General features: G+C 60.4%; 19 protein-coding genes. 4 read left to right on the top strand and 15 right to left on the bottom strand.

All coding sequences use genetic code 11. From position 1 onward, the window contains the following. Positions 1 to 824 precede the first annotated feature (824 nt). The gene (gene nadC, locus K6T12_RS09060) at positions 825 to 1,667 is read right to left on the bottom strand and encodes a carboxylating nicotinate-nucleotide diphosphorylase (RefSeq protein ID WP_222221630.1); all 843 of its coding nucleotides are present in this window, start codon (positions 1,665 to 1,667) and stop codon (positions 825 to 827) included. Positions 1,668 to 1,897: 230 nt separating this feature from the next. Between nadC and ampD the strand changes: the two genes are divergently transcribed. Next, positions 1,898 to 2,461, top strand: a complete 564-nt coding sequence (gene ampD / locus K6T12_RS09055; protein WP_222221628.1) for a 1,6-anhydro-N-acetylmuramyl-L-alanine amidase AmpD — start codon at positions 1,898 to 1,900, stop codon at positions 2,459 to 2,461. A 56-nt stretch (positions 2,462 to 2,517) separates the two neighbouring features. Then, on the top strand, positions 2,518 to 3,567 hold the full coding sequence (locus tag K6T12_RS09050) for an ABC transporter ATP-binding protein (RefSeq protein WP_222221626.1): 1,050 nt from the start codon (positions 2,518 to 2,520) through the stop codon (positions 3,565 to 3,567). A gap of 106 nt (positions 3,568 to 3,673) precedes the next feature. Here the strand turns inward: K6T12_RS09050 and K6T12_RS09045 are convergent, their stop codons facing one another. The 6 genes from K6T12_RS09045 to K6T12_RS09020 all read right to left on the bottom strand — a co-directional run bounded on the left by K6T12_RS09045 (position 3,674) and on the right by K6T12_RS09020 (position 9,809). Beyond that, complete coding sequence (locus K6T12_RS09045; RefSeq protein WP_222221624.1) at positions 3,674 to 5,416, bottom strand: ABC transporter substrate-binding protein; 1,743 nt, start codon at positions 5,414 to 5,416, stop codon at positions 3,674 to 3,676. Positions 5,417 to 5,584: 168 nt separating this feature from the next. Further along, positions 5,585 to 5,857: a DUF2160 domain-containing protein gene (locus K6T12_RS09040; protein ID WP_222221622.1), complete on the bottom strand. Its 273-nt coding sequence runs from the start codon at positions 5,855 to 5,857 to the stop codon at positions 5,585 to 5,587. A gap of 15 nt (positions 5,858 to 5,872) precedes the next feature. Further along, positions 5,873 to 6,742 (bottom strand): carbohydrate ABC transporter permease, encoded by an 870-nt coding sequence (locus K6T12_RS09035; RefSeq protein ID WP_222221620.1) that lies wholly within the window; start codon positions 6,740 to 6,742, stop codon positions 5,873 to 5,875. A 10-nt stretch (positions 6,743 to 6,752) separates the two neighbouring features. Continuing rightward, positions 6,753 to 7,619, bottom strand: a complete 867-nt coding sequence (locus K6T12_RS09030) for a carbohydrate ABC transporter permease (protein ID WP_222221618.1) — start codon at positions 7,617 to 7,619, stop codon at positions 6,753 to 6,755. Continuing rightward, on the bottom strand, positions 7,616 to 8,716 hold the full coding sequence (locus K6T12_RS09025; protein ID WP_222221616.1) for an ABC transporter ATP-binding protein: 1,101 nt from the start codon (positions 8,714 to 8,716) through the stop codon (positions 7,616 to 7,618). Before K6T12_RS09025 ends, K6T12_RS09030 begins: the two co-directional genes overlap by 4 nt. Continuing rightward, on the bottom strand, positions 8,709 to 9,809 hold the full coding sequence (locus K6T12_RS09020; RefSeq protein WP_222221614.1) for an ABC transporter ATP-binding protein: 1,101 nt from the start codon (positions 9,807 to 9,809) through the stop codon (positions 8,709 to 8,711). The genes K6T12_RS09025 and K6T12_RS09020 overlap by 8 nt, the downstream gene beginning before the upstream one ends. 378 nt (positions 9,810 to 10,187) lie before the next feature. Here K6T12_RS09020 and K6T12_RS09015 point away from each other — a divergent pair, with 378 nt between their 5' ends. Next, complete coding sequence (locus K6T12_RS09015) at positions 10,188 to 12,059, top strand: sigma-54-dependent Fis family transcriptional regulator (protein WP_222221612.1); 1,872 nt, start codon at positions 10,188 to 10,190, stop codon at positions 12,057 to 12,059. Between the two features lie 151 nt (positions 12,060 to 12,210). Here the strand turns inward: K6T12_RS09015 and tpiA are convergent, their stop codons facing one another. The 7 genes from tpiA to K6T12_RS08980 form a co-directional block, all read right to left on the bottom strand. Beyond that, positions 12,211 to 12,963 (bottom strand): triose-phosphate isomerase, encoded by a 753-nt coding sequence (gene tpiA, locus K6T12_RS09010; protein WP_222221610.1) that lies wholly within the window; start codon positions 12,961 to 12,963, stop codon positions 12,211 to 12,213. Between the two features lie 17 nt (positions 12,964 to 12,980). Next, positions 12,981 to 14,276 (bottom strand): phosphopyruvate hydratase, encoded by a 1,296-nt coding sequence (gene eno / locus K6T12_RS09005; RefSeq protein ID WP_222221608.1) that lies wholly within the window; start codon positions 14,274 to 14,276, stop codon positions 12,981 to 12,983. Positions 14,277 to 14,299: 23 nt separating this feature from the next. Continuing rightward, a complete protein-coding gene (locus K6T12_RS09000) occupies positions 14,300 to 14,458 on the bottom strand; it encodes a hypothetical protein (RefSeq protein WP_222221606.1) in 159 nt (52 codons plus the stop codon). Between the two features lie 28 nt (positions 14,459 to 14,486). Beyond that, a complete protein-coding gene (gene pyk, locus K6T12_RS08995; RefSeq protein WP_222221604.1) occupies positions 14,487 to 15,935 on the bottom strand; it encodes a pyruvate kinase in 1,449 nt (482 codons plus the stop codon). An 18-nt stretch (positions 15,936 to 15,953) separates the two neighbouring features. Further along, on the bottom strand, positions 15,954 to 16,961 hold the full coding sequence (gene gap / locus K6T12_RS08990; protein WP_222221602.1) for a type I glyceraldehyde-3-phosphate dehydrogenase: 1,008 nt from the start codon (positions 16,959 to 16,961) through the stop codon (positions 15,954 to 15,956). Between the two features lie 151 nt (positions 16,962 to 17,112). Then, entirely contained in the window at positions 17,113 to 18,630 is a 1,518-nt protein-coding gene (glpD, locus tag K6T12_RS08985; protein ID WP_222221600.1) for a glycerol-3-phosphate dehydrogenase, read from the bottom strand. A 463-nt stretch (positions 18,631 to 19,093) separates the two neighbouring features. Continuing rightward, the gene (locus K6T12_RS08980; RefSeq protein ID WP_222221598.1) at positions 19,094 to 19,852 is read right to left on the bottom strand and encodes a DeoR/GlpR family transcriptional regulator; all 759 of its coding nucleotides are present in this window, start codon (positions 19,850 to 19,852) and stop codon (positions 19,094 to 19,096) included. A gap of 240 nt (positions 19,853 to 20,092) precedes the next feature. Between K6T12_RS08980 and glpK the strand changes: the two genes are divergently transcribed. Then, positions 20,093 to 21,571, top strand: coding sequence for a glycerol kinase GlpK (gene glpK / locus K6T12_RS08975; protein WP_222221596.1), 1,479 nt, complete (start codon positions 20,093 to 20,095; stop codon positions 21,569 to 21,571). Positions 21,572 to 21,626: 55 nt separating this feature from the next. Here glpK and K6T12_RS08970 read toward each other — a convergent pair whose 3' ends face one another. Continuing rightward, on the bottom strand, positions 21,627 to 23,318 hold the full coding sequence (locus K6T12_RS08970) for an ABC transporter permease (RefSeq protein WP_222221594.1): 1,692 nt from the start codon (positions 23,316 to 23,318) through the stop codon (positions 21,627 to 21,629). Positions 23,319 to 23,353 lie beyond the last annotated feature (35 nt).

Below are 23,353 nucleotides of genomic sequence, written 5' to 3'. Positions count from 1 at the left end.
GCTGGGCGCCGCCATGCGCAAGCTGGTACACATCTGTTTCGGTGTGGTGAAAAACCAGCAAGAATTCCAACCACAACTGCCGTAAAAGGCCGTTGTGGCCGGAATCGAGAGATGGTATCTACGGCAGAACATTCGTAGCAGCGGGCTCCGACCGCGATGAATCTGGCGGGGTCTGCGGATGTCGCCCTCGGTACCCAAGGGGCATGCCAAGCGGGCTGCTACGGCAGGACATTCGTAGCAGCGGGCTCCGACCGCGAGGAATCTGGCGGGGTCCGTGGGTGTCGCCCTCAGTACCCAACGGGCATGCCAAGCGGGCTGCTACGGCAGGACATTCGTAGCAGCGGGCTCTGACCGCGATGAATCTGGCAGGAGTCGTGGATGTCGCCCTCGGTACCCAAAGGCATGCCAAGCGGGCTGCTACGGCAGGACATTCGTAGCAGCGGGCTCCGACCGCGATGAATCTGGCGGGGTCTGCGGATGTCGCCCTCGGTACCCAAGGGGCATGCCAAGCGGGCTGCTACGGCAGAACATTCGTAGCAGCGGGCTCTGACCGCGATGAATCTGGCGGGGTCCGCGGATGTCGCCTTCAGTACCCAACGGGCATGCCAAGCGGGCTGCTACTAGTTACACCTCGTATCCAGCCGATAACCCTGTGGGTTCAAAAAAGCCCGCGATATCTCTGATACCGCGGGCTTCGTAGCCGGCTGTCAGCTGTTAACTCTTAACTCTTAACTCTTAACTCTTAACTCTTAACTCTTAACTCTTAACTCTTAACTCTTAACTCTTAACTCTTAACTCTTAACTCTTAACTCTTAGCTGTTCACTCAATCAATCAACCGCATCGACAGGTCGACCGCCTGGCAGTGCTTGGTCAGCGCGCCGATGGAGATATAGTCGACGCCGGTTTCGGCGATCGGCCGCAGCATCTCGTCGGTGACGCCGCCGGAGGCTTCCAGTTTGGCGCGGCCGGCGGTGAAGGCGACCGCTTCGCGCATCTGCTCCAGGCTGAAATTGTCCAGCATCACGATATCGGCGCCGGCATTCAGCGCCTGCTCCAGCTCGGCATGGGTTTCCACTTCCACCTCGACCGGTTTGCCCGGCTCGTTGCGCTTGGCGGTGGCCACCGCCGCGTCGATGCCACCGCAGGCCATGATATGGTTTTCCTTGATCAGGAAAGCGTCGTACAGGCCGATACGGTGGTTGTAGCAACCGCCGCAGGTGACCGCGTATTTCTGGGCCTTGCGCAGCCCCGGCAGGGTCTTGCGGGTGTCCAGCAACTTGACGCCGGTGCCCTCGACCTGGTCGGCATAGTGGCGGCTGGTGGTGGCGGTGCCGGACAGGGTCTGCAGGAAGTTCAGCGCGCCGCGTTCGGCGGTCAGCAGGCTGCGGGCGGAGCCGCTGGCGGTGAACAGCACCTGGTCGCGTACCACCCGTTCACCATCCTTCACCCGCCAGTCGATGGTCAGGCTCGGATCGACCTGGCGGAACACCTCATTGACCCATTCGACGCCGCAGATCACCGCATCCTGGCGGCTGATCACCCGTGCGGTGGCTTGCTGCTCGGCGGGGATCAGTTGGGCGGTCACGTCGCCGCTACCGATATCCTCGCTCAGCGCATGGCGCACGGTGGCTACGATGTCGTTCTTCAGGTCCTGAGATGTCAGCATGGAAATGGCTACCGATATTACGAAGGTTGGCTCAAGGGCACCTCGATAAATCTACTGGGTGACTCCTGGGCTTCGTTGCGCGGTGCCCGGAATCCACATGTATGCCTTATACACTGCGGTTCCTGTGCTCCGGGCGCACGCCCTCAAGCCACTCGTGACGATTCTTTGAGGTGCCATCGTGTTATGATGCGGCGCTTATTTTACCCAAAACCGGCCTGGGTCGATAGAGAATGAACAGCCGCTATCAGGTATGCAATCACCGTCTGCTGCAGGCGCGCCAGGTACCTTCACCGAACTTCAATGAGCGGCCGGCCGGCGAGCCGGTCTCGCTGTTGGTGATCCACAATATCAGTCTGCCGCCGGGGCGATTTGGTAGCGGCCATGTCGAGCTGTTTTTCCAGAACCGGTTGCCGGTGGAAGCCGATCCCTACTACCAGCAGATCAAGGACCTGCAGGTGTCGGCCCACCTGCTGATCGAGCGAGCGGGCGCGGTTGTTCAGTTCGTCGATTTCGACAAGCGCGCCTGGCATGCCGGCCAGAGTTGCTATGCCGGCCGTGACAACTGCAACGATTTCTCCATCGGTATCGAACTGGAGGGAACCGACGACACCCCCTATACCGACGCCCAGTACCAGACGTTGGCCGGGGTGATCGCCGCGTTGCGCCAGGCCTACCCCGATATAGATACGCAGGCGCTGGTCGGCCATTGCGATATCGCCCCGCAGCGGAAAACCGATCCGGGGCCGGCGTTTGACTGGGCATTGTTGGGTAAAATTCTCGGCGGTCGAGAATGATTTCCATTACAATAATGTCCCTTGTCACCGTGTTGGAATGAAGTAGAAACGCACCCATGGAACCACTGCTGCAAGTTGAAAGTCTGAGCTGTGCCTATGAACAGCAACTGATCGTTCAAGGGATCGATTTCTCGGTCGCGCGTGGCGAGATCGCCTGTCTGCTGGGCCCCAGTGGCTGTGGCAAGACTACGGTGCTGCGGGCGGTGGCTGGCTTCAATCCGGTGCAGGCCGGTTCCATCCGGATGGCCGGCGAGGTGGTCTCCGACGAGCAGCAGACGCTGGTGCCGGAGGCACGCCAGATGGGGATGGTGTTCCAGGATTATGCGCTGTTCCCGCATCTGAGCGTGGCCGACAATATCAGTTTCGGCCTGCGTGGCCTGAGCGGTGCGCAGAAGCGCCAGCGGGTCACTGAGATGCTGGCGCTGGTGCGGCTGCCCGATCTATCCGACCGCTACCCGCACGAACTGTCCGGTGGCCAGCAGCAGCGGGTGGCTCTGGCCCGTGCGCTGGCGCCGAAACCGAAACTGCTGCTGATGGATGAGCCATTCTCCAACCTGGATACCGACCTGCGTACCCAGCTGTCGTTGGAGGTGCGCGATATCCTGAAGGCGCAGGGCATCGCCGCCATCGTGGTAACCCACGACCAGCAGGAAGCGTTCGCCATCGGCGATCAGGTCGGCATCCTGGCTGACGGGCGGCTGCAGCAGTGGGGCACTCCGCAGGAGCTCTACCATCAGCCGGTCAATCCTCTGGTGGCCGGCTTCGTCGGTAAGGGCGAGCTGTTCGCCGGCAACTGCGTGACCGAAAACCAGGTCGAGACCGAGCTGGGGTTGTTGGAGTTCGCCGAGCCGTTCTGCCAGCCGATCGGCAAGGCGGTAGAGCTGTTTATCCGTCCGTCCGACCTGACCCCGGTGGCGGTTGCCAACGGTAGCGGCTGTGCCGAGGTGGTGGCGATGGAGTTCATGGGCGCCAATACCCGTTACCAGTTACAGATGGATAACGGCCGGGCAGTGGAGGCGGAGTGCGGCGAGCCGTTGCCGATCCGAGTCGGTGACCGTGTCGGCCTGCAGGTTAAGGTGCACCGGCCGATCGCCTTCGATCGCTAGTTGTTTTTTCAAGCGGCAAACAGCGGGCGCATGCTGGAAAAATAGCAAGTAGCGGTGGTGATTGGAAAAGGTGCCCACCCGGCAAGCCGGCGGGCACCGCGCCGGTTTAGTTGGTGGTTGCTACCTTCCAGCTTTTCAGCAGGTCCTCGTAAGCCACGGTTTCACCTTGCGGTTTTTCGTTGCTCAGTTTCGCTTTCGGTGCACCCGGCTGGCTCAGCCAGTACTCGGCGTCACGTTTCGGGTTCAGTTTCGGACCGCACTCGCCCTGCACACCGGCCCGTTCCAAACGTTTCAGTACCTTGTCCTGCGCGGCGGCCAGGCCATCCAGCGCTTCCTGCGGCGATTTTTCGCCGTTGGCCGCTTCCGCAATGTACTGCCACCACAGCTGGGCCAGTTTCGGGTAATCCGGTACGTTGGTGCCGGTCGGGGTCCACTGGGTACGGGCCGGACTGCGGTAGAACTCCACCAGACCACCCAGCTTCGGCGCTTCCGCGGTCATCACGTCGGAGTTGATATCGGACTCACGAATCGGCGTCAGGCCAACCAGGGTTTTCTGCAGTGACACGGTCTTGGAGACGGTGAACTGGGCGTACAGCCAGGCCGCCAGACGGCGTTCGTCCGGGGTGGACTTGAGGAAGGTCCAGGAACCGGCATCCTGATAACCCAGCTTCATGCCGTCTTCCCAATACGGGCCTTTCGGCGACGGTGCCATGCGCCATTTCGGCGTACCGTCGGCGTTCACCACCGGCAGGCCCTCTTTGGTCATGCTGGCGGTGAAGGCGGTGTACCAGAAGATCTGCTGGGCGATGTTGCCCTGCGCCGGCACCGGGCCGGCCTCGGAGAAGGTCATGCCCTGGGCCTGAGGCGGTGCATACTTGCGCAGCCAGTCCACATACTTGGTGGTGGCATAGACCGCCGCCGGGCCGTTGGTGGCACCGCCACGCTCGACGCTGGAACCGACCGGTTTACAGCCATCCACGCGGATACCCCATTCGTCCACCGGCAGGCCGTTCGGCAGGTTGCGGTCACCGGCACCGGCCATGGAGAACCAGGCGTCGGTGAAGCGCCAGCCCAGGGAGGGATCTTTCTTGCCGTAATCCATGTGGCCGTAGACACGCTCGCCGTCGATCTCCTTGACGTGATCGGTAAAGAACTCGGCGATATCCTCATAGGCGGACCAGTTCTTCGGTACCCCCAGCTCGTATCCGTAGATCTCTTTGAACTGTTTCTTCAGATCGTCGCGGGCGAACCAGTCGGCACGGAACCAGTACAGGTTGGCGAACTGCTGGTCCGGCAACTGGTACAACTTGCCGTCGGGGCCGGTGGTGAAATCCAGGCCGATGAAGTCGTCCAGGTCCAGGGTCGGCAGGGTATAAGCCTTGCCGTCACCGGCCATCATGTCGGAGATCGGTACCACCTTACCGTAGCGGAAATGGGTGCCGATCAGGTCGGAGTCGTTGATGTAGGCGTCGTAGATATTGCGATCGGACTGCATCTGGGTCTGCAGTTTCTCGACTACATCACCTTCCTGAATCAGGTCGTGTACGACCTTGATGCCGGTGATCTCCTCGAACGCCTTTGCCAGTACCTTGGACTCATACTCATGGGTCGCGATGGTTTCGGAGGCCACGTTGATGGTCATGCCACGAAACGGCTTGGCCGCCTCGGTAAACCAGGCCAACTCTTTCAACTGCTCATCCTGAGTGATGCTGGATTTATTGAACTCCTGGGCCAGCCACTTCTGAGCCGCGTCGCCGTATTGATCTGCCTGGGCATGCCAGCTCAAGCCGGCGAGGGAAACCGCGGCACTGAGCAGCAGGGCTTTTGGCAAATTATTATTTTTTTTCATGTTTAGCCTCATAAATGAAGGTTTCGATTTGTTGGCAGCAAAAGATTCCCGGCAACGGAGATCCATGCCTTCCTTCCAGCTTTGAAAGAGGCCGGGGCCGGTGCAAACCGGTTACGGGTTTGCGACCCCAGCCGTGAGCTAATCCTCTCTGTCAATAACGGAGAGGTGCTATCCCCATCGCATAACGATAAAGAGCCATACGCAGGAAATTCCCAGTGCAATCCACAGGCTCATGTCGGTTAAGCCGACATAGGCCAGGTGAATATATGCACTCGTCAGTAGACCGATGAATAAGCGATCGCCGCGGGTGGTTGCGATCGGCAGAAACCCCTTGCGCTCGATGCAGGGTGATCGAACTTCGTACAGGGTCATGCAAAGCAGAATTGCGGCAATAACGGAGAAGAAGATTGCCGTCGGCAGTGTCCAAGCCATCCAGTTCATAGTGCATACCTCCTATCAGACTCGGCCCAGGGCAAAACCTTTTGCCACATGGTTACGGACAAACCAGATCACCAGCAGGCCCGGAATGATGGTCAACACGCCGGCGGCCGCCAGTACACCCCAGTCGATCCCGGTGGCTCCGACGGTACGGGTCATGATCGCGGCGATCGGCTTGGCTTCGACCGAGGTCAGGGTGCGTGCCAGCAACAGTTCCACCCAGGAGAACATGAAGCAGAAGAACGCGGTTACCCCGATCCCCGAGCGGATCAGCGGCAGGAAGATCTTCAGGAAGAACTTATGGAAGCTGTAGCCGTCGATATAGGCCGTTTCGTCGATCTCGCGCGGCACCCCGGACATAAAGCCTTCCAGAATCCAGACCGCCAGCGGCACGTTGAACAGACAGTGCGCCAGTGCCACCGCCAGGTGGGTGTCAAACAGTCCCACCGAGGAGTAGAGCTGGAAAAACGGCAGCAGGAACACCGCCGGCGGTGCCATCCGGTTGGTCAGCAGCCAGAAGAACAGGTGCTTGTCACCGGTGAACTTGTAGCGGCTGAAGGCGTAGGCCGCCGGCAGCGCCACCAGCAGGGTGATGATCACGTTCAGCGAGACGTAGGTCATGGAGTTGACGTAGCCCATGTACCAGCTCGGATCGCTGAAGATTACCGCGTAGTTGTCCAGCGTGAAATTCTGCGGCCACAGGCTCAGGCCGCCGAGGATCTCCTCGTTGCTCTTGAACGACATGTTGAGCAGCCAGTAGATCGGCACCAGGACGAACAGGATATAGGCGCTGATACCCAGCTTCCTGCGCAGCTGGGTGTCCACCTTGCGTTTCGCGCCGCTGTTGACGCCGCTGAACCGCGCAGGCTTATTGATCGTCGCAGTCATGTCGGCCTCCTTATTTAGCCTTGTCCAGGTGTGAGATGGTGGTGAAGAACAGCCAGCTCACCAGCAACACGATCAGGAAGTAGATCAGCGAGAACGCCGCCGCCGGTCCCAGGTCGAACTGGCCGACCGCCATCTTGGTCAGGGTCTGGCTGAGGAAGGTGGTGGAGTTGCCCGGACCACCGCCGGTCAGTACGAACGGCTCGGTGTAGATCATGAAGCTGTCCATGAAGCGCAGCAGCACCCCGATCACCAGCACGCTTTTCAGTTTCGGCAGCTGGATATAGCGAAAGATGGCCCACTTGGAGGCGCGGTCGATACGCGCCGCCTGGTAGTAGGCTTCCGGGATCGCCCGCAGGCCGGAGTAGCACAGCAGCGCCACCAGCGAGGTCCAGTGCCAGACGTCCATCAGCAGCACGGTGAACCAGGCATCCATCGGATTGGCGGCGTAGTTGTAGTCAATACCCAGGCTGTTGATCGCCCAGCCGAACAGGCCGATGTCGGCGCGGCCGAACACCTGCCAGATGGTGCCGACCACGTTCCAGGGGATCAGCAGCGGGATCGCCAGCAGGATCAGGCAGAGCGAGGCGGCCCGGCCTTTGGTCGGCATCATCAGCGCCACCGCAATGCCCAGCGGGATCTCGATCAGCAGCACGCAGCCGGAGAAGATGAACTGACGCAGCAGGGAGTCATGCAGGCGCGGGTCCTGCAGCATTTCGCGGTACCACTCGGCACCGACAAAATAGGCGGTATGCTGGTCAAAGATATCCTGCACGGAATAGTTCACCACGGTCATCAGCGGGATCACGGCAGAGAACGCCACCAGCAGGAATACCGGCAACACCAGGAACCAGGCCTTGTTGTTTTCTACTTTGGTCATTGCGCAGCCTCCTCGACCAGGAACTCATCCACATAGAGCTTCAACCACTGTTTGGGGAAGCTGACGTAGGCCCTGCCTTCGGGAACTTGCTGGTCTTCGTCCAGACGGGCCTTGATCAGGTTGCCGGCCAAGTCCAGGGTGAGGATCTTGTAGGTACCCAGGTCTTCGATGTGAATAACCGCGCACTCGTAAGACCCTTTGATGGTTTCGTTGGAGATATGGATAAACTCCGGCCGGATACCGATCTTGATGTTGTTGCTTGGTACCTCGTCCAGGAACTGGCACAGCTCGGCATCCAGCGGTACCTGTACGCCGTTGAACTCCACACCGCCCTGACAGCTTTTCACGTCGAGGATGTTCATGCCGGGGCTGCCGATGAAGTAGCCGACAAAGGTATGGTTCGGCGCTTCGAACAGCTCGCGCGGGGTGCCGAACTGCACGATCTGACCGCCGTACATCACCGCGATCTTGTCGGCGAAGGTGGCCGCTTCCAGCTGATCGTGGGTGACGTAGACCATGGTGATATTGAACTGCTCGTGGATCTGCTTCAGCTTGCGGCGCAGCTTCCATTTCAGGTGGGGGTCGATCACGGTCAGCGGCTCGTCGAACAGGATCGCCGACACGTCATCGCGCACCAGGCCGCGTCCCATGGAGACTTTCTGCTTCTCGTCGGCGGTCAGGTTCTTGGCCTTTTTATCCAGCAGCGGCTGCAGTTCGAGGATCTCCGCGATCTCCAACACCTTGCTGCGGATCTTGGACTCGTGGAGCTTCATATTGCGCAACGGGAACGCCAGGTTGTCGTACACCGTCATCGAGTCGTAGACCACCGGAAACTGAAATACCTGGGCGATATTGCGCTCCTCCGGTGGGATCTCGTTGACCCGTTGGCCGTCGAACAATACCTCCCCTTCGGACGGCGACAGCAGGCCGGAGATGATGTTCAGCAGGGTGCTCTTGCCGCAGCCGGAGGGGCCCAGCAGGGCGTAGGCGCCGCCTTGGTGCCAGATGTGGTCCATCTCGCGGATCGCATAATCCGCCGCCGATCTGGGTTGGGCGCTGTAGCTGTGCGCCAGCGATTTCAGATGAATTTCAGCCATGGTATCCCCCCTGATACAGTCGACCGGGTGCCTGCAGCATCTGGCCGTCGAGCCCGAACACGAACAGTTTGTGGGTCGGCAGGTAGACCTTGATCGGCGTATCGGTGTGATATTCATGTACGCCGGACAGTTGCAGTACCAGATTGAAGTGCTCGTTCTTCACGTGCATGAAGGTTTCCGAGCCACTTATCTCAGCCAGCTCGACCCGAACGGAGACCTCCAGGTCGTCATCGTTGTGGGGTACCAGGCCGATATGGCTCGGCCGCATGCCGAAGTAGTAGTCGCCCGGTTTCAGGCCACGTATATCCTGGTTCAATGGGAAGTGTACGGTGCTGTCGAAGGTCACCTCGGTATCGGAGACAAAGCCGCGGATCAGGTTGATCGGCGGCTCGCTGAACAGCTCCGCCGCATCGACGTTGACCGGATAGCGGTACACCTCGGATGAGCTGCCGTGCTGGATCACCTTGCCCTCATGCAGCAGGGTGGTCTTGCCGCCGAGGGCCAGGGCCTCGTTCGGTTCGGTGGAGGCATAGACGGCGATGGAGTTGCGCGCCTTGAGCAGTTCGCGGATCTCCTGGCGCAGCTCTTCACGCAGTTTGTAGTCCAGGTTGACCAGTGGCTCATCGAACAGAATCAGGCTGGCATCCTTTACCAGTGCCCGTGCCATCGCGGTACGCTGCTGCTGACCGCCGGACAGTTCCAGTGGGCGGCGCTCGAGGAACTGCTCGATATGCAGCATCTCGGCAGTTTCCTTGACCCGTTTTTTGATCTCCGGCTCGGCCACCTTGGCCAGACGCAAGGGCGAGGCAATGTTTTCGAAAACAGTCCAGTTCGGATAGTTGATGAACTGCTGATAGACCATGGAGATATTTCGCTGCTGAACCGGCACACCCGTTACATCCACACCGTTCATCAGCACGCGACCTTCGGAGGGTTTATCCAACCCGGCCATCAATCGCATCAGTGACGTCTTACCCGCCAGGGTCCGTCCGAGCAGGACATTGAACGACCCGGGCTCCAGCATCAGGTTTACGTCGTCAAGGTGGTACTCACCATCGACGATACGCGTTACGTTTTGAAGCGTTAAAGACATGGTGTTGCCCTTTATTATTCTTTTTCAACGCCCCCCTGGCTCACGCGTGCCGCCCGCCAGGAGGTGAATTCCAACCCGTGTCAAAGTACAGCAATGTTCGAATTCGAATTCCGATCATTGCATTGCTGAAAAAAACAACGCAACAAAAAATTCACGTTTTTTTAAGTTATTGTTATTAAAGGGTTTTGTGCGGTTGCGTGATGTTTCGCGTACGCAAGATGGCCTTCACTTTTTAATCATTTTGTTCAATTAAACAGTGGTCCTGAACAGTTTTGAGCAGATATACTGAACAGTCTGTGGCAGTGTTCAACGCAGTGCACACCACAAAACGAAAATGCAGGGCAGGCCCGAACCGGTGCTGGCTGCAGAGACGGGGCGATGAAAAACGATAATAAAAGCACCTTAGGCCACGACCTTCTGATCAAGGCATCCTGGCAGCGTTGCGACGACTACGGCCTGGATCCGGAAGCCGGCCCGGCCGCGGCGTCCGCTTCCAAGGGGGAGTTGAAGGAGCTGCAGCATCAGCACCACTTCCTGATCGATACCACCGATCATGAGGTGTTGCCCTACTACGAAAATATCCTGGCCAACTCCAGCTGCCTGATCATGCTGGCCGATCAGCAGGGGCAGGTGCTGAACTGCTGGGGCGACCGCCGCTTCGTGGATAACCGCAAGCGTCACAGCTTTGACGAGGGCGTCAACTGGTCGGAACGGATCAATGGCACCAATGCGATCGGCACGGCACTGGCCACCGGTCAGGCGGTCCAGGTCCAGCGCGACGAACACTATCTGAAAACCAACCGCTTCATGATCGGCTCGGCGGCGCCGATCTACGACACCAACAATGAACTGCTGGCGGTGCTGGATGTATCCAGCGATGCCTACCTGCCCCAGGCCCATACCCTGGGAATGGTGAAGATGATGTCCCAGTCGGTGGAGAACCGGCTGATTATCAGCAAGTTCGGCAGCGACGACTTCCTGATGACCTTCAACACCAATACCGATAATCTGGACAGCCAGTGGGCTGGCCTGATCGCATTCAACGAGAACGGCACCATCATCTCCGCCAACCGTCGGGCCGAGATGCTGCTGCGCTTCGAGTTGGCGCTGACCAACGTGGAGGAGGTGTTCGGCTGCCGGCTGTTCGACCTGAAGAACCATCCGGAGGGGGAACCGATCGCGGTCTATGCCCTGGGCAAGTACCAGATGTTCGCCATGGTCAAACGTCCCACCACCAGCCACGCCATCGCGCCCGACTTTCGTGACAGGGTGCAGCGGGAGGTGCAGGAGCATCAGGGCCCGACGCTGGAACAGATCAGCTTCGGCGATGTAAAAGTCGAGCGTTGTATCCGCATGGCCCAGACCATCATGGAGAAGGATATACCGATCCTGATCCACGGTGAGACCGGGGTCGGCAAGGAGGCGTTTGTCCGGGCCCTGCACCAGGCCAGCAGCCGGCGGTCGTTTCCGCTGGTGGTGATCAACTGCGCGGCCATTCCGGAAAACCAGATCGAGTCGGAGCTGTTCGGTTATGACCGGGATGATATCGGCTCGGCCGGTTTAATCCGTAAGGCCCACAGAGGCACCCTGTTCCTGGATGAGGTCGGTGAAATGCCGGCCGCCGCCCAGACCCGTTTTCTACGGGTTCTTGAAGAGCGAAAAGTCAGTCCGTTGGGCTCGAATACATCCTATGAGGTAGATATAAAAATAATATCTTCCTCGAAAAGGTCGTTGAAAGAGAGGATCAGCAGTGGTGAGTTTCGCGAGGATCTCTACTACCGTATCAGCGGCCTGAACCTCGAGTTGCCGCCATTTCGCGAGCGTGGCGATAAGGCGGATATTATCCGTCAGGTCCATCGGTTCAATCGTGAAGAGAGTCAACCGGAAGCGTTGTCTGACGAGGTGATGCAGCTGTTATTGCGTCATGGCTGGCCGGGAAATATCCGCCAGTTAATCAGTGTCATGCAGATTGCGCTGGCCATGGCGGGCGATGAAAAAATTCAGCCCTGGCACCTGCCGGACGACTTTTTCGCCGAGGCGGACCAGGAACCGGCGGCGGCCAAAGAGCCGCCACAGCTGGCCAGCCCGAAGGCGGCCGAGCCAGTGGTGCCGACAGCTTCCAGCGTTTCCGATGAAACCTTGCGTGCCTATACCCTGCACAAGGGCAATATCTCCCGTACCGCGCAGGCACTGGGGATCAGCCGAAATACGCTGTATAAGCGCTTGCGTGAACTTGGGATAAAGAACTAAAGGCCCTGTCGCGGTCGGAGCCCGCTGCTACAGAGTTAGCAAACATGGCTGGAAAAAATGCCTTCACCCGTATTGTAAGAAAGGACCGAGGATATACGGGTGAAGGCTGGTTCATCAGGAACCGATCGATGACTTTATTTACCAGGACTTTTTAAGCGGTGGCCCGGCAGATCTGGATAAAGGCTTCGGCGTCCAGTGAAGTGCCGCCGATCAGGCCGCCGTCGATATCATCCTGTTGGAACAGAGCGGCGGCGTTATCCGCTTTGACGCTGCCGCCATAGAGGATCGGCAGCTGCTCCGCCATTGCGGGATCGTACTCTCGAATCAGGTTGCGGATGGCCAGATGCACCGCCTGGGCCTGCTGCGGGGTTGCGGTCTCACCGGTACCGATCGCCCAGACCGGTTCATAGGCGATGATGGCGCCTGTGAGGGCTGCAATACCCAATTGATCGATCACCGACCGGATCTGCCCGGCAACCACCGTCTCGGTTTGATCCGCCTGGCGCTGGGCCAGACTTTCACCGACACAGAGCACCGGGCTGATTCCTGCTGCCAAGGCCATGGCAAACTTCTGTGCGATCTCGGCATCGGATTCGCGATTGTCCTGGCGCCGCTCGGAGTGGCCGAGCAGTACGTAAGCGCAGCCCATCTCCGCCAGCATGGCGGCGCAGACTTCACCGGTGTGGGCGCCCTGGTCGTACTGGCTGACATTCTGCGCCCCCAGGCTGATATGGCGATTGACCAACCCGTCGCTTACCTGCAACAGGTAGGGGAAGGGCGGGCAGATAACTATCCGGCAGCTGTCATGGCCGTGCAGCCCCTTTGCCAGGCTGGCGATCAGCTTGGCATTGCGGGTGCGATCGCCGTTCATCTTCCAATTGCCGATGACGAGCTTCTGTCGCATCTCTTGATCTCCTTTGCTCATTGTCCCTTGATCTCCGCCCGGCCACGGAACAGGGCGGCACTACCCAGCTGTTCTTCGATACGCAGCAGGCGGTTGTACTTGGCGACCCGGTCGGAGCGGCAGAGGGAGCCGGTTTTGATCTGGCCGGCGCAGGTGCCCACGGCCAGATCGGCGATGGTGGTGTCCTCGGTTTCGCCGGAGCGGTGGGAGATCACCGCGGTATAGCCGGCCGCCTGGGCGGTGCGGATCGCCGCCAGGGTTTCGCTCAGGGTACCGATCTGGTTGAACTTGATCAGGATCGAGTTGGCCACACCGCGTTCGATCCCCTGTTGCAGGGTCTCGGCGTTGGTGACAAAGAGGTCGTCCCCCACCAGCTGTATCTTATCGCCCAGCAGCGCGGTCAGCTGTTGCCAGCCCTGCCAGTCGGATTCGTCCAGGCCGTCCTCGATCGAGCTGATCGGATGGGCCGCACAGAGGGTTGCCAGGTATTCGGCAAACCCCGCCGATGTAAATGACTTGCCGTCGCCGTCGAGATGATAGCGCTGCTCGCGGTAGAACTCGGAGGCGGCGCAGTCCAGTGCCAGGGTCACATCCCGGCCCGGCTCGTAGCCGGCAGCCTTCACCGCCTCCTTGATCACCGCCAGCGCCTCCTCATTGGAGGCCAGGTCCGGGGCGAAGCCGCCTTCGTCACCGACCGCCGTGTTCAGGCCGCGCCCTTTCAATACCGCCTTGAGGTGGTGGAAGATCTCGGCGCCCATGCGCAGCGCTTCGCGGAAGCTGCCCGCCGTCACCGGCTGGATCATGAATTCCTGGATATCCACATTGTTGTCGGCATGTTCGCCGCCATTGATGATGTTCATCATCGGCAGCGGCATACGGTATTGTCCCGGCGTGCCGTTCAGTTCGGCGATATGCTGATACAGTTCAATGCCTTTGTCGGCCGCCGCCGCCTTGGCCGCCGCCAGGGAGACCGCCAGGATCGCGTTGGCGCCATAAAAGGATTTGTTGGCGGTGCCGTCTTTCTCGATCAGCATGGTATCCACCAGGGTCTGATTTTCCGGATCAAACCCCTTTAACAGCTTGCTGATCTGTTGGTTGATGTTGGCGACCGCCTTTTGCACCCCCTTGCCGAGATAACGTTGCGGGTCCTGATCGCGCAGTTCCAGCGCTTCGCGGGAACCGGTGCTGGCGCCGGACGGCGCGCAGGCCGAACCCTGCGCGCCGGATTCCAGGATTACATCCGCTTCCACAGTGGGGTTGCCGCGGGAATCCAGTACTTCGCGGGCGATAATATTTTTAATCAATGCAGCCATGGTGATGGATACTCCGGCCGTGGTTAAAAGTCGTAGGAGGAGCAGTCAACGGTCTCTCGACTGAGCCGCTTCAGTTTCTGCCGCGCCTGTTCTTCGGCAACCTTACGCTTGTCTACCTCGGCCGCAGGTGCGGTCTGAACGGCCTTCTTTTCGGGACTGTTGTTTTTATGTACCGATTGCATGGTTGTGCTCTCTGTTGCTGCGGCATCCCTACTGAATGTTTTTGCCGACCCGGACCACCTTCAGGGTGTTGGTCCCGCCCTGGGCGTTGACGTAATCACCCTTGGTGATGATCACCAGGTCGCCTTCTTTAACCACACCCCGTCGTACCAGCTCGTCCACTGCGCGCTGGTTGATCTCGGCGTTGGGGATGTTTTCGCTGTTGAACGGCACCGTTTTTACACCCCGGTAGATCGCCACCCGGCGCTGGGTTTTCGGGTGACGGGAGTAGGCGAAGATCGGCTGCTCGGAGCGGATTCGCGACATCAGCAGCGGTGTGGCGCCGCTTTCGGTCATACAGATGATCGCGCCGACCCCTTCCAGGTGGTTGGCGGCATACATCGCCGACAGGGCGATGGTCTCATCGATATGTTCGAAGGCCTCATTGATGCGGTGCTTCGAGCGGCGGTTGATCGGATGGCGTTCGGCACCGACGATCACCCGCGCCATCGCCTCGACGGTCTGGATCGGATAGTCGCCGGCGGCGGTTTCGGCCGACAGCATCACCGCATCGGTACCGTCCAGTACCGCATTGGCGACGTCGAACACCTCCGCCCGGGTCGGCATCGGGCTGTGGATCATCGACTCCATCATCTGGGTCGCGGTGATCACCACCCGATTGAAGGTGCGCGCCCGTTCGATGATGTGCTTCTGCACGCCGATCAGCTCGGCATCGCCAATCTCGACCCCCAGGTCGCCACGCGCCACCATCACCCCGTCCGAGGCGGCGATGATCTCGTCCAGCACGGCGTGGTCCGCTACCGCTTCAGCCCGTTCAATCTTGGCGATGATGCCGGCATCGCTACCGGCAGCCGTTAGCAGCCGGCGGGCGTACTCGATGTCCTGGCCATTCCGTGGGAAGGAGACCGCCAGGTAATCGACATCGATATCGGCGGCCAGCTGGATATCGCGCTTGTCCTTGTCGGTCAGCGCGGCTGCGGACAGTCCGCCCCCCTGGCGGTTGATCCCCTTGTTGTTGGAGAGCGGACCGGCTACCTGAACCGCGCAGTGGATCTGCTGGTTTTCCACCCGCTGCACCACCAGCTCGACCCGGCCATCGTCCAGCAGCAAAACATCGCCCGGACGGCTGTCGCTGACCAGCGCCTTGTAATCGATCCCCACCCGGGTTGCATCGCCCTGATCGGCGTCCAGGGCGGCATCGAGGATAAACGGCTGGTCCTGCTCCAGCTGGATCTTGCCGTTGCGGAAGCGGGCGATACGGATCTTCGGTCCCTGCAGATCGCCGAGGATGGCGACGAAACGGCCATGCTTTTCGGCGAATTCCCGCACTAGCGTGGCACGAGCCTGGTGCTCTTGTGCCGAGCCGTGTGAAAAGTTCAGGCGGACCACGTTCACGCCGGCGATAACCAGTTGCTCGATCGCTTCGGGGCTGCTGGTCGCGGGCCCCAGGGTGGCAACAATTTTTGTTCTGCGTTGCATAATGACGGCCTGTTCAGGTTAAACGGCTTGCATCAGGGCCAGGGTGTTGTCCAGCATGCGGTTGGAAAAGCCCCACTCGTTGTCGTACCAGGCCATCACCTTCACCAGGCGACCGTTCACCTTGGTCTGGCTGGCGTCGAACACCGACGAGGCCGGCTCATGGTTAAAATCTACGGAGACCAGCGGCAGGCTGTTGACCTTCAATATCTCTTTCAGCGCACCGTGGGCGGCTTCGCTGATAATGGCGTTCACCTCCTCAACGCTGGTGTCGCGACTGGCGACAAAGTTCAGATCCACCAGGGATACGTTGATGGTGGGTACTCGCACTGCCATTCCGTCCAGCTTGCCGTTCAGCTCCGGCAGTACCAGGCCAACAGCCGCTGCCGCACCGGTTTTGGTCGGGATCATCGAGTGTGTCGCGGCGCGGGCGCGGTAGAGATCCGGGTGGTATACGTCGCTCAGGTTCTGGTCGTTGGTGTAGGCATGGATGGTGGTCATCAGGCCGTTCTCGATCCCCAGTGCCGCATGCAGGGGGTGGGCGATCGGCGCCAGGCAGTTGGTGGTGCAGGAGGCGTTGGAGATGACCTGATGATCGGCACGCAGTCGCTGGTGGTTGATGCCGTAGACCACGGTGGCATCGACGCCGCTGGCCGGTGCGGAGATGATCACCTTTCTCGCGCCGGCTTCGATATGCGCCGCCGCCGCGTCGCGGCTGGTAAACAGACCGGTGCACTCATAGACCACATCCACATCCAGCACGGCCCAGGGCAGTGCCGCCGGGTTGCGTTCCGAGTAGGTCTTGATCCGGTCGCCGTTGATCAGCAGTTCGCTGCCGTCCACCTCGACGCTGCCGGCGAACTTGCCGTGTACCGTATCGAACCGGGTCAGGTGGGCATTGATCCGCGCATCGCCCAGGTCATTGATCGCAACGACCTGTATCCGATCCCGGTAGCCCCCCTCGTACAGGGCGCGCAGGACATTGCGGCCGATGCGGCCAAAACCATTGATTGCAACTCTGATAGACATAGCATTACCCGCCTTCTTTTATCGTTATTAAGATCAGGGAGTTTCTGCAGGCAAAGTCGGCCCCGCCGGCGCGCCGCTGACACGCCGGGTGATTGGGGGGAGAACCCTGCGGCTCCCGGATATTTCAGGGCGTGAGTCCCGGCCGCTCCGCTCAAGAGACCGCCCGCAACTCCTGTAAACCGGGGTGGTGGTTGATGAAGCGGGCCAGATGCTCGATCTGCGCTTCGTTCAGGTAGAGGCCGAACTTGGTCCGGCGCCAGATAATATCTTCCGCCGTCTGAGCCCATTCCTGTTCGATCAGGTAGTTCACTTCGGCCTCGTGCAGGCCGGCGCCAAAGTCCTGTCCCAGATCGTTCGGGCCGTTGCAGTTTTTCAGCAACTGGTGGGTCAGGGTGCCGTAGCTGCGCACATAACGCTTGACCAACGGCTGGGGAAGCCAGCCATATCGCTTTTTCAGGTCCATCTGCAGCTGCGGCTGACTGTCAAAGTCACCACCCGGCAGCGGCGCGTCAGCGGTCCATTGGGGACCCGCCTGGGGGAAGAACTCGCTCAGCTGGTCCACCGCCGCCTGGGACAATTTTCGGTAGGTGGTGATCTTGCCGCCGAACACCGACAGCAGCGGCGCCTGCTGGCCGGGTGCGTCCACCTCGAAGGTGTAGTCGCGGGTCACCGCCTGGGCCGAGTCGGCTTCGTCATCCAGAAGTGGGCGTACCCCGGAGTAGCTGCTTAGTACGTCCTGGGCGCTGATCCGCCGTTTGAAGTGTTGGTTGGTTACCGCCACCAGGTACTCCACCTCATCCTGGCTGATCGCCACCTCGGCGGGATCGCCTTGGTATTCCACGTCGGTGGTGCCGATCAGCGAGAAGCGGTCCTCGTACGGGATCACGAATACGATGCGGCCATCTTCGTTCTGCAGGATGTAGGCTTCCGGTTCGTTGTGGATACGCGGCACGATGATATGGCTGCCTTTCACCAGGCGGATACTCTTCGGGGCCTTGGTCGCCATCACGTCGCCGAACAGGCTGGATACCCAGGGGCCGGCGGCGTTGACCAACGCGCGTGCTTTTAGCTCATGGGTTTCGCCGGTCAGGGTGTTCTGCAGGGTGACAGCCCAGAGATCGGCCGTTCGCCTGGCGCTGATGCATTTGGTGCGGGTATGGATCTCGGCCCCTTTCTGCCGGGCGGCCTGGGCATTCAGAACCACCAGGCGCGCGTCGTCCACCCAGCCGTCGGAGTACTCGAAGCCGCGACTGATCTGGGCAATCAGCGGGCTGTCGCTACCGAAGGTCAAGCTTTTGGATGCCGGCAGGGTCACCCGCTTGGCCAGATGATCGTAAAGGAACAGGCCGGCACGGATCATCCATGCCGGACGCAGATGGGGGCGGTGCGGCAGGCGGAAGCGCAGCGGCCAGATGATATGCGGCGCATTCTTCAGCAATACCTCTCGCTCGGCCAGCGCTTCGCGCACCAGGCGGAACTCGTAGTACTCCAGGTAACGCAAGCCACCGTGAATCAGTTTGCTGCTATTGGATGAGGTCGCCGAAGCCAGATCGTTCATTTCGCACAGCACGACCTTCAGGCCGCGTCCGGCCGCATCGGCCGCTATGCCGGCTCCATTTATTCCGCCGCCTACCACCAGCAGGTCGTAGATCTCGTGCTTCAGGCTCATCTCCGTTCTCTCCTCGGTGTGATCGTCTTGCCGGATACTGCAATTCAGCGCCGGACTGCGTTCAGGTTGAATCGCAATATGTTCGCTTTCATTTAATATAGTGTTCTATATCGAACAAAATCAATAAAAAACGAACATTAAGGGGCGTGAGGATTTGCGCCGGTATGCTCTATGCCGACGACAATCTTGTAAGGCGCTTATAAAACAATAGGTTGGAAAGCCCGGCGAAGTTCCGCGCGGGCAGGGAGGAGGCGAAGTGGAGGTGCCGCTCTTACCGCTGAGAGGGGGCTTTCGGTGGTCCGGCACCCGGGCGATCAAAGCTCTGCGTTAACGATTTACGTCCGGCCGGCGCGCCGGGGACAACCAGTACGCCTGCAATCGTGGCCTTTATGCCCTTGCGTGTGGGTATTGATCTCTGACCGCTCCGAAAGCCAGAGGCCCAAGGGACTTGTTCGCAGGTTCCTTAGACGACATGGGTGCTGATATTGTTTGCGTCCAGGATCTCGGCGATCTCGGCGGGCGGCGCTTCATCGGTAAACAGGTGGCTGACCTGGGAGATATTGGCCTGCTTGACCATCGCGCTGCGGCCGAACTTGGTGTGGTCCGCCGCCAGAATCACGTGGCGGGAGTGTTCGATGATCGCCTGGGCCACCTTCACCTCCCGGTAATCGAAGTCAAGCAGCGAGCCGTCCAGGCTGATGCCGCTGATACCGATAATGCCGTAGTCCATCTGGAACTGGCTGATGAAGTCGCAGGTTGCTTCGCCGATGATGCCGCCATCGCGATGGCGCACCTCGCCGGCGGCGATGATCACGGTGAAGTCCTCTTTCGCCGACAGGATCGACGCCACGTGGATGTTGTTGGTAACCACCTTGAGGTCACGGTGGTTGAGCAGCGCCTTGGCGATGGTCTCGGTGGTGGTGCCGATGTTGATAAACAGTGCGGCGCCGTCCGGAATCATCTTCACCAGCTCGGCCGCTATCCGTTCCTTGGCTGCCAGGTTCATGATCTTACGCGACTGGTAGGAGGCGTTGACGGTACTGGACTCCACTCCGGCCCCACCGTGATGGCGGCGGATCTTGTCGGCATCCGCCAGTTGGTTCAGGTCGCGCCGGATGGTTTGCGGGGTGACTTTAAAGTGCTCGACCAGTTCGTCGATGCTGACGAACCCCTTGTGCTGAATAAGCTCCAGGATCTGATGCTGGCGTTGGCTCTGCGACATACCGGTATAACCTTTTGCTCATCTTGGTCGGTTGCACTGCCTCATGCGGCCCGCGAGTTTTGCTACGGCGGTACATAAGGGATTGAAACGGCTGGATTATCCCATATCCGTTTTCGTTTTGGCACAGCGACCGCTGGGGCTGGTCGTGATCGCTTTGGAAAAAGCAAATTGCCCTGGTATTCCAAATGATGCATTATCGAAAAAATTAGAACATACATAATAAGCATAAGGGTAATGTTCATGTCCGGTTACATTTTGTCGATTGATCAGGGAACCACCAGCTCCAGGGCCGTGCTTTTCACTCGAGAAGGAAGGGTCCATGCCATTGCCCAGGAGGAGTTCCCGCAAATCTTTCCCGAAGATGGCTGGGTGGAGCACAATCCGGACGATCTGTGGGGGACCGTGCTGCGTACCTGCCGCCAGGTGCTGCGGGAAAACGGCATCGGTGCTGAAGAGCTGATCACCATCGGCATCACCAACCAGCGGGAAACCACCCTGGTATGGGATCGCCAGAGCGGCAAGCCGATTTACAACGCCATCGTCTGGCAGGATCGGCGTACCGCCGGCTATTGCGAATCCCTTGCCGAGCAAGGGCTGGAGGAGCTGGTCGGCAGCAAAACCGGTTTGTTGATCGATCCCTATTTTTCCGCCACCAAGTTGCGCTGGGTGCTGGATGAGGTGCCTGGAGCGCGCGCGAGGGCAGAGCGCGGTGAACTGGCATTTGGCACCGTGGACAGCTACCTGCTGTGGCAGCTGACCGGTGGCAAGGTCCACCGTACCGATGCCACCAACGCCTCGCGGACCATGCTGTTCAACATCCACTCTCAGGAGTGGGACAGCGAGTTGCTGGAGTTGTTTGATATCCCGGCCTCCCTGCTGCCGGAGGTGATGGATTCCGCCGCCGATTTCGGCTGGACAGACGCCGAGCTGTTGGGGGCTTCGGTGCCGGTACAGGGGATCGCCGGTGATCAGCAAGCCGCGCTGTTTGGCCAGACTTGTTTCGCCGAAGGTATGGCCAAGAGCACCTACGGCACCGGCTGCTTCTTTATGCTCAATACCGGCGATAAGGCGCTGAGGTCGGCCAACCGACTGTTGACCACCGTTGCCTATCGCCTCAACGGCACGCCGACCTACGCCCTGGAGGGCAGTATCTTCATTGCCGGCGCGGCGATTCAATGGATTCGCGACGGCTTACAGCTGATCAAGGGCGCCGGGGAAACGGAATCCCTGGCCGAGCAGACCCCGCTGGACCACGGCGTCTTCATGGTGCCGGCTTTCACCGGTTTGGGGGCGCCCTACTGGAACCCGAATGCCCGCGGCGCCATCTTTGGCCTGACCCGGGATACCGGCATCAAGGAGATCGTCACGGCAGGCCTGCAGTCGGTCTGTTACCAGACCAAGGATCTGCAGAAAGCGATGGAGAGCGATGGGGTGCGTCCCACCACGTTGCGGGTGGATGGTGGCATGGTAGCCAACAACTGGGTGCTGAATTTCCTTGCCGATATTCTCGGCGCCCGGGTCGATCGCCCGCAGATCATCGAAACCACCGCCCTGGGCGCCGCCTATCTGGCCGGCTTGCAGGCGGGGGTGTTCGCCTCCCTCGAGCAGTTGCAAGCCATGTGGTGTTGCGACAAGAGTTTTGAACCGGCCATGAGCAAGGAGCGCCGTGATTGGTTCTACGCCCAGTGGCAGGAGGCGGTGCGGCGGGTGCAGGCGTAGTTTGAAGCAGCTGAGGCAAGTCGCAAGCGAACTTGCAGCTTGCCGCTTATCGCTGTTAACTAACCTTCTGTTGCCGGGTAGCGGTGATGGTGCGGCTCAGCAGGATCACCGGAATCACCCCGACCAGCACGATCAACAGGGCCGCCAGCGCGCACTCCTCCAGCATCTCATCCGAGGCATACTGGTAGACGAAGGTCGCCAGGGTATCGTAATTGAACGGTCGCAGAATCAGCGTGGCCGGCAGTTCCTTCATGCAGTCGACGAACACCACCAGGCCGGCGGTCAGGATGCCGCCGCGGATCAGCGGCAGGTGCACCCGCAGCAGGGTCTGCATCGGATTGTGGCCCAGCGAGCGGGCCGCCATATCCATCGACGGGGTGACCTTGCTGAGGCTGGAATCGATCGCCCCGGTGGACACCGCCAGGAAGCGCACCGAGTAGGCGAACACGATGGCGAAGGTGGTGCCGCTCAGCAGCAGGCCGGTGGAGATACCGAAGTGGCTGCTGAGCCACTGGTCGACGGCGTTGTCGAACGCCGCCAGTGGGATGATCACGCCGATCGCCAATACCGCGCCCGGCATCGCGTAGCCGAGGCTGGACAGATTGGCGGCATGCTGCAGGCTGCGTTTCTGGTGCAGTCGCTTGCTGTAGGCCAGCAGCAGGGCGATGGCGATGGTGCACAGCGCCGCCATCACCGACAGGCTGAAACTGTGGCTGGCGTAGCTGAGGAAATCCTGCTGCCAGAGCTGGTCGAGGTGGTCGCTGGCATAGCCGGCCAGTACGATCACCGGCAACAGGAAGCCGAACAGTACCGGCGCGCCGCAGAGGCTGAACGCTGCCGCCGCTTTCCAGCCGCGCAGCCGGATGGTATTCAGCGCCTGGAAACGGTCGCTGCCGTGGTATTGCTTCTGGCGGGCCCGGGCGATCCGCTCCAGGCTGATCAGCATCACCACGAAGATCATCATCAGGCTGGCGATCTGCGCCGCGCCGCCCAGGTTACCCATGTTCAGCCAGGTGTCGTAGATGCCGGCACTCAAGCTTTTCACCGCGAAGAAGTCCACCGTGCCGAAGTCGTTCAGGGTCTCCATCGATACCAGTGCCAGGCCGACGGCGATCGCCGGCCGGGCGATCGGCAGGGTGATGCGCAGGAAGCTGGTCCAGCCGCTGCAGCCGAGCATCCGGCTGGCGTCGCGCAGACTGTTGGACTGCTCCAGGAAGGAGGCGCGCGCCAGCAGGTAGACGTAGGGGTAAAGCACCAGTGCCAGCATCAGGATGGCGCCGCCCAGGCTGCGGATCTCCGGGAACCAGTAATCGCGGGCACTGTGCCAGCCGAACAGCTCGCGCAGCAAGCCCTGCAGCGGGCCGGCATACTCGAGCAGGTCGGTATAGATATAGGCGATCACGTAGGCCGGCACCGCAAACGGCAGCAGCAGGGCCCATTCGAAGATCCGCCGGCCGGGGAACTGGCACAGGGTGACCAGCCCGGCGGTGGCGACACCCAGGAACACCGCCAGCGTACCGACCCCCAGCAGCAGCTGCAGGGTGGTCCAGACATAGACCGGCAGCACGGTGTCGACCAGGTGCGGCCAGATATTCTCTTTCGGGAACAGCGCCAGGTAGAACACGGACAGCACCGGCAGGGCGACCAGCGCGGCGGTCAGCCAGGTAGACAAGTACCAGCGCATCAGGCCGGGATGGCGGTTGCTGCGCGGCGGCAGCAGGCTGGGGGCGAGCGGCAGTGCTTTCATCGTGCTCCAGATACGGCAAAGGCGGAGCCCCCCGG

Source organism: Marinobacterium arenosum, assembly GCF_019795155.1.
GTDB lineage: Bacteria > Pseudomonadota > Gammaproteobacteria > Pseudomonadales > Balneatricaceae > Marinobacterium_C > Marinobacterium_C arenosum.
This window is presented reverse-complemented; position numbering and strand designations above follow the sequence as displayed.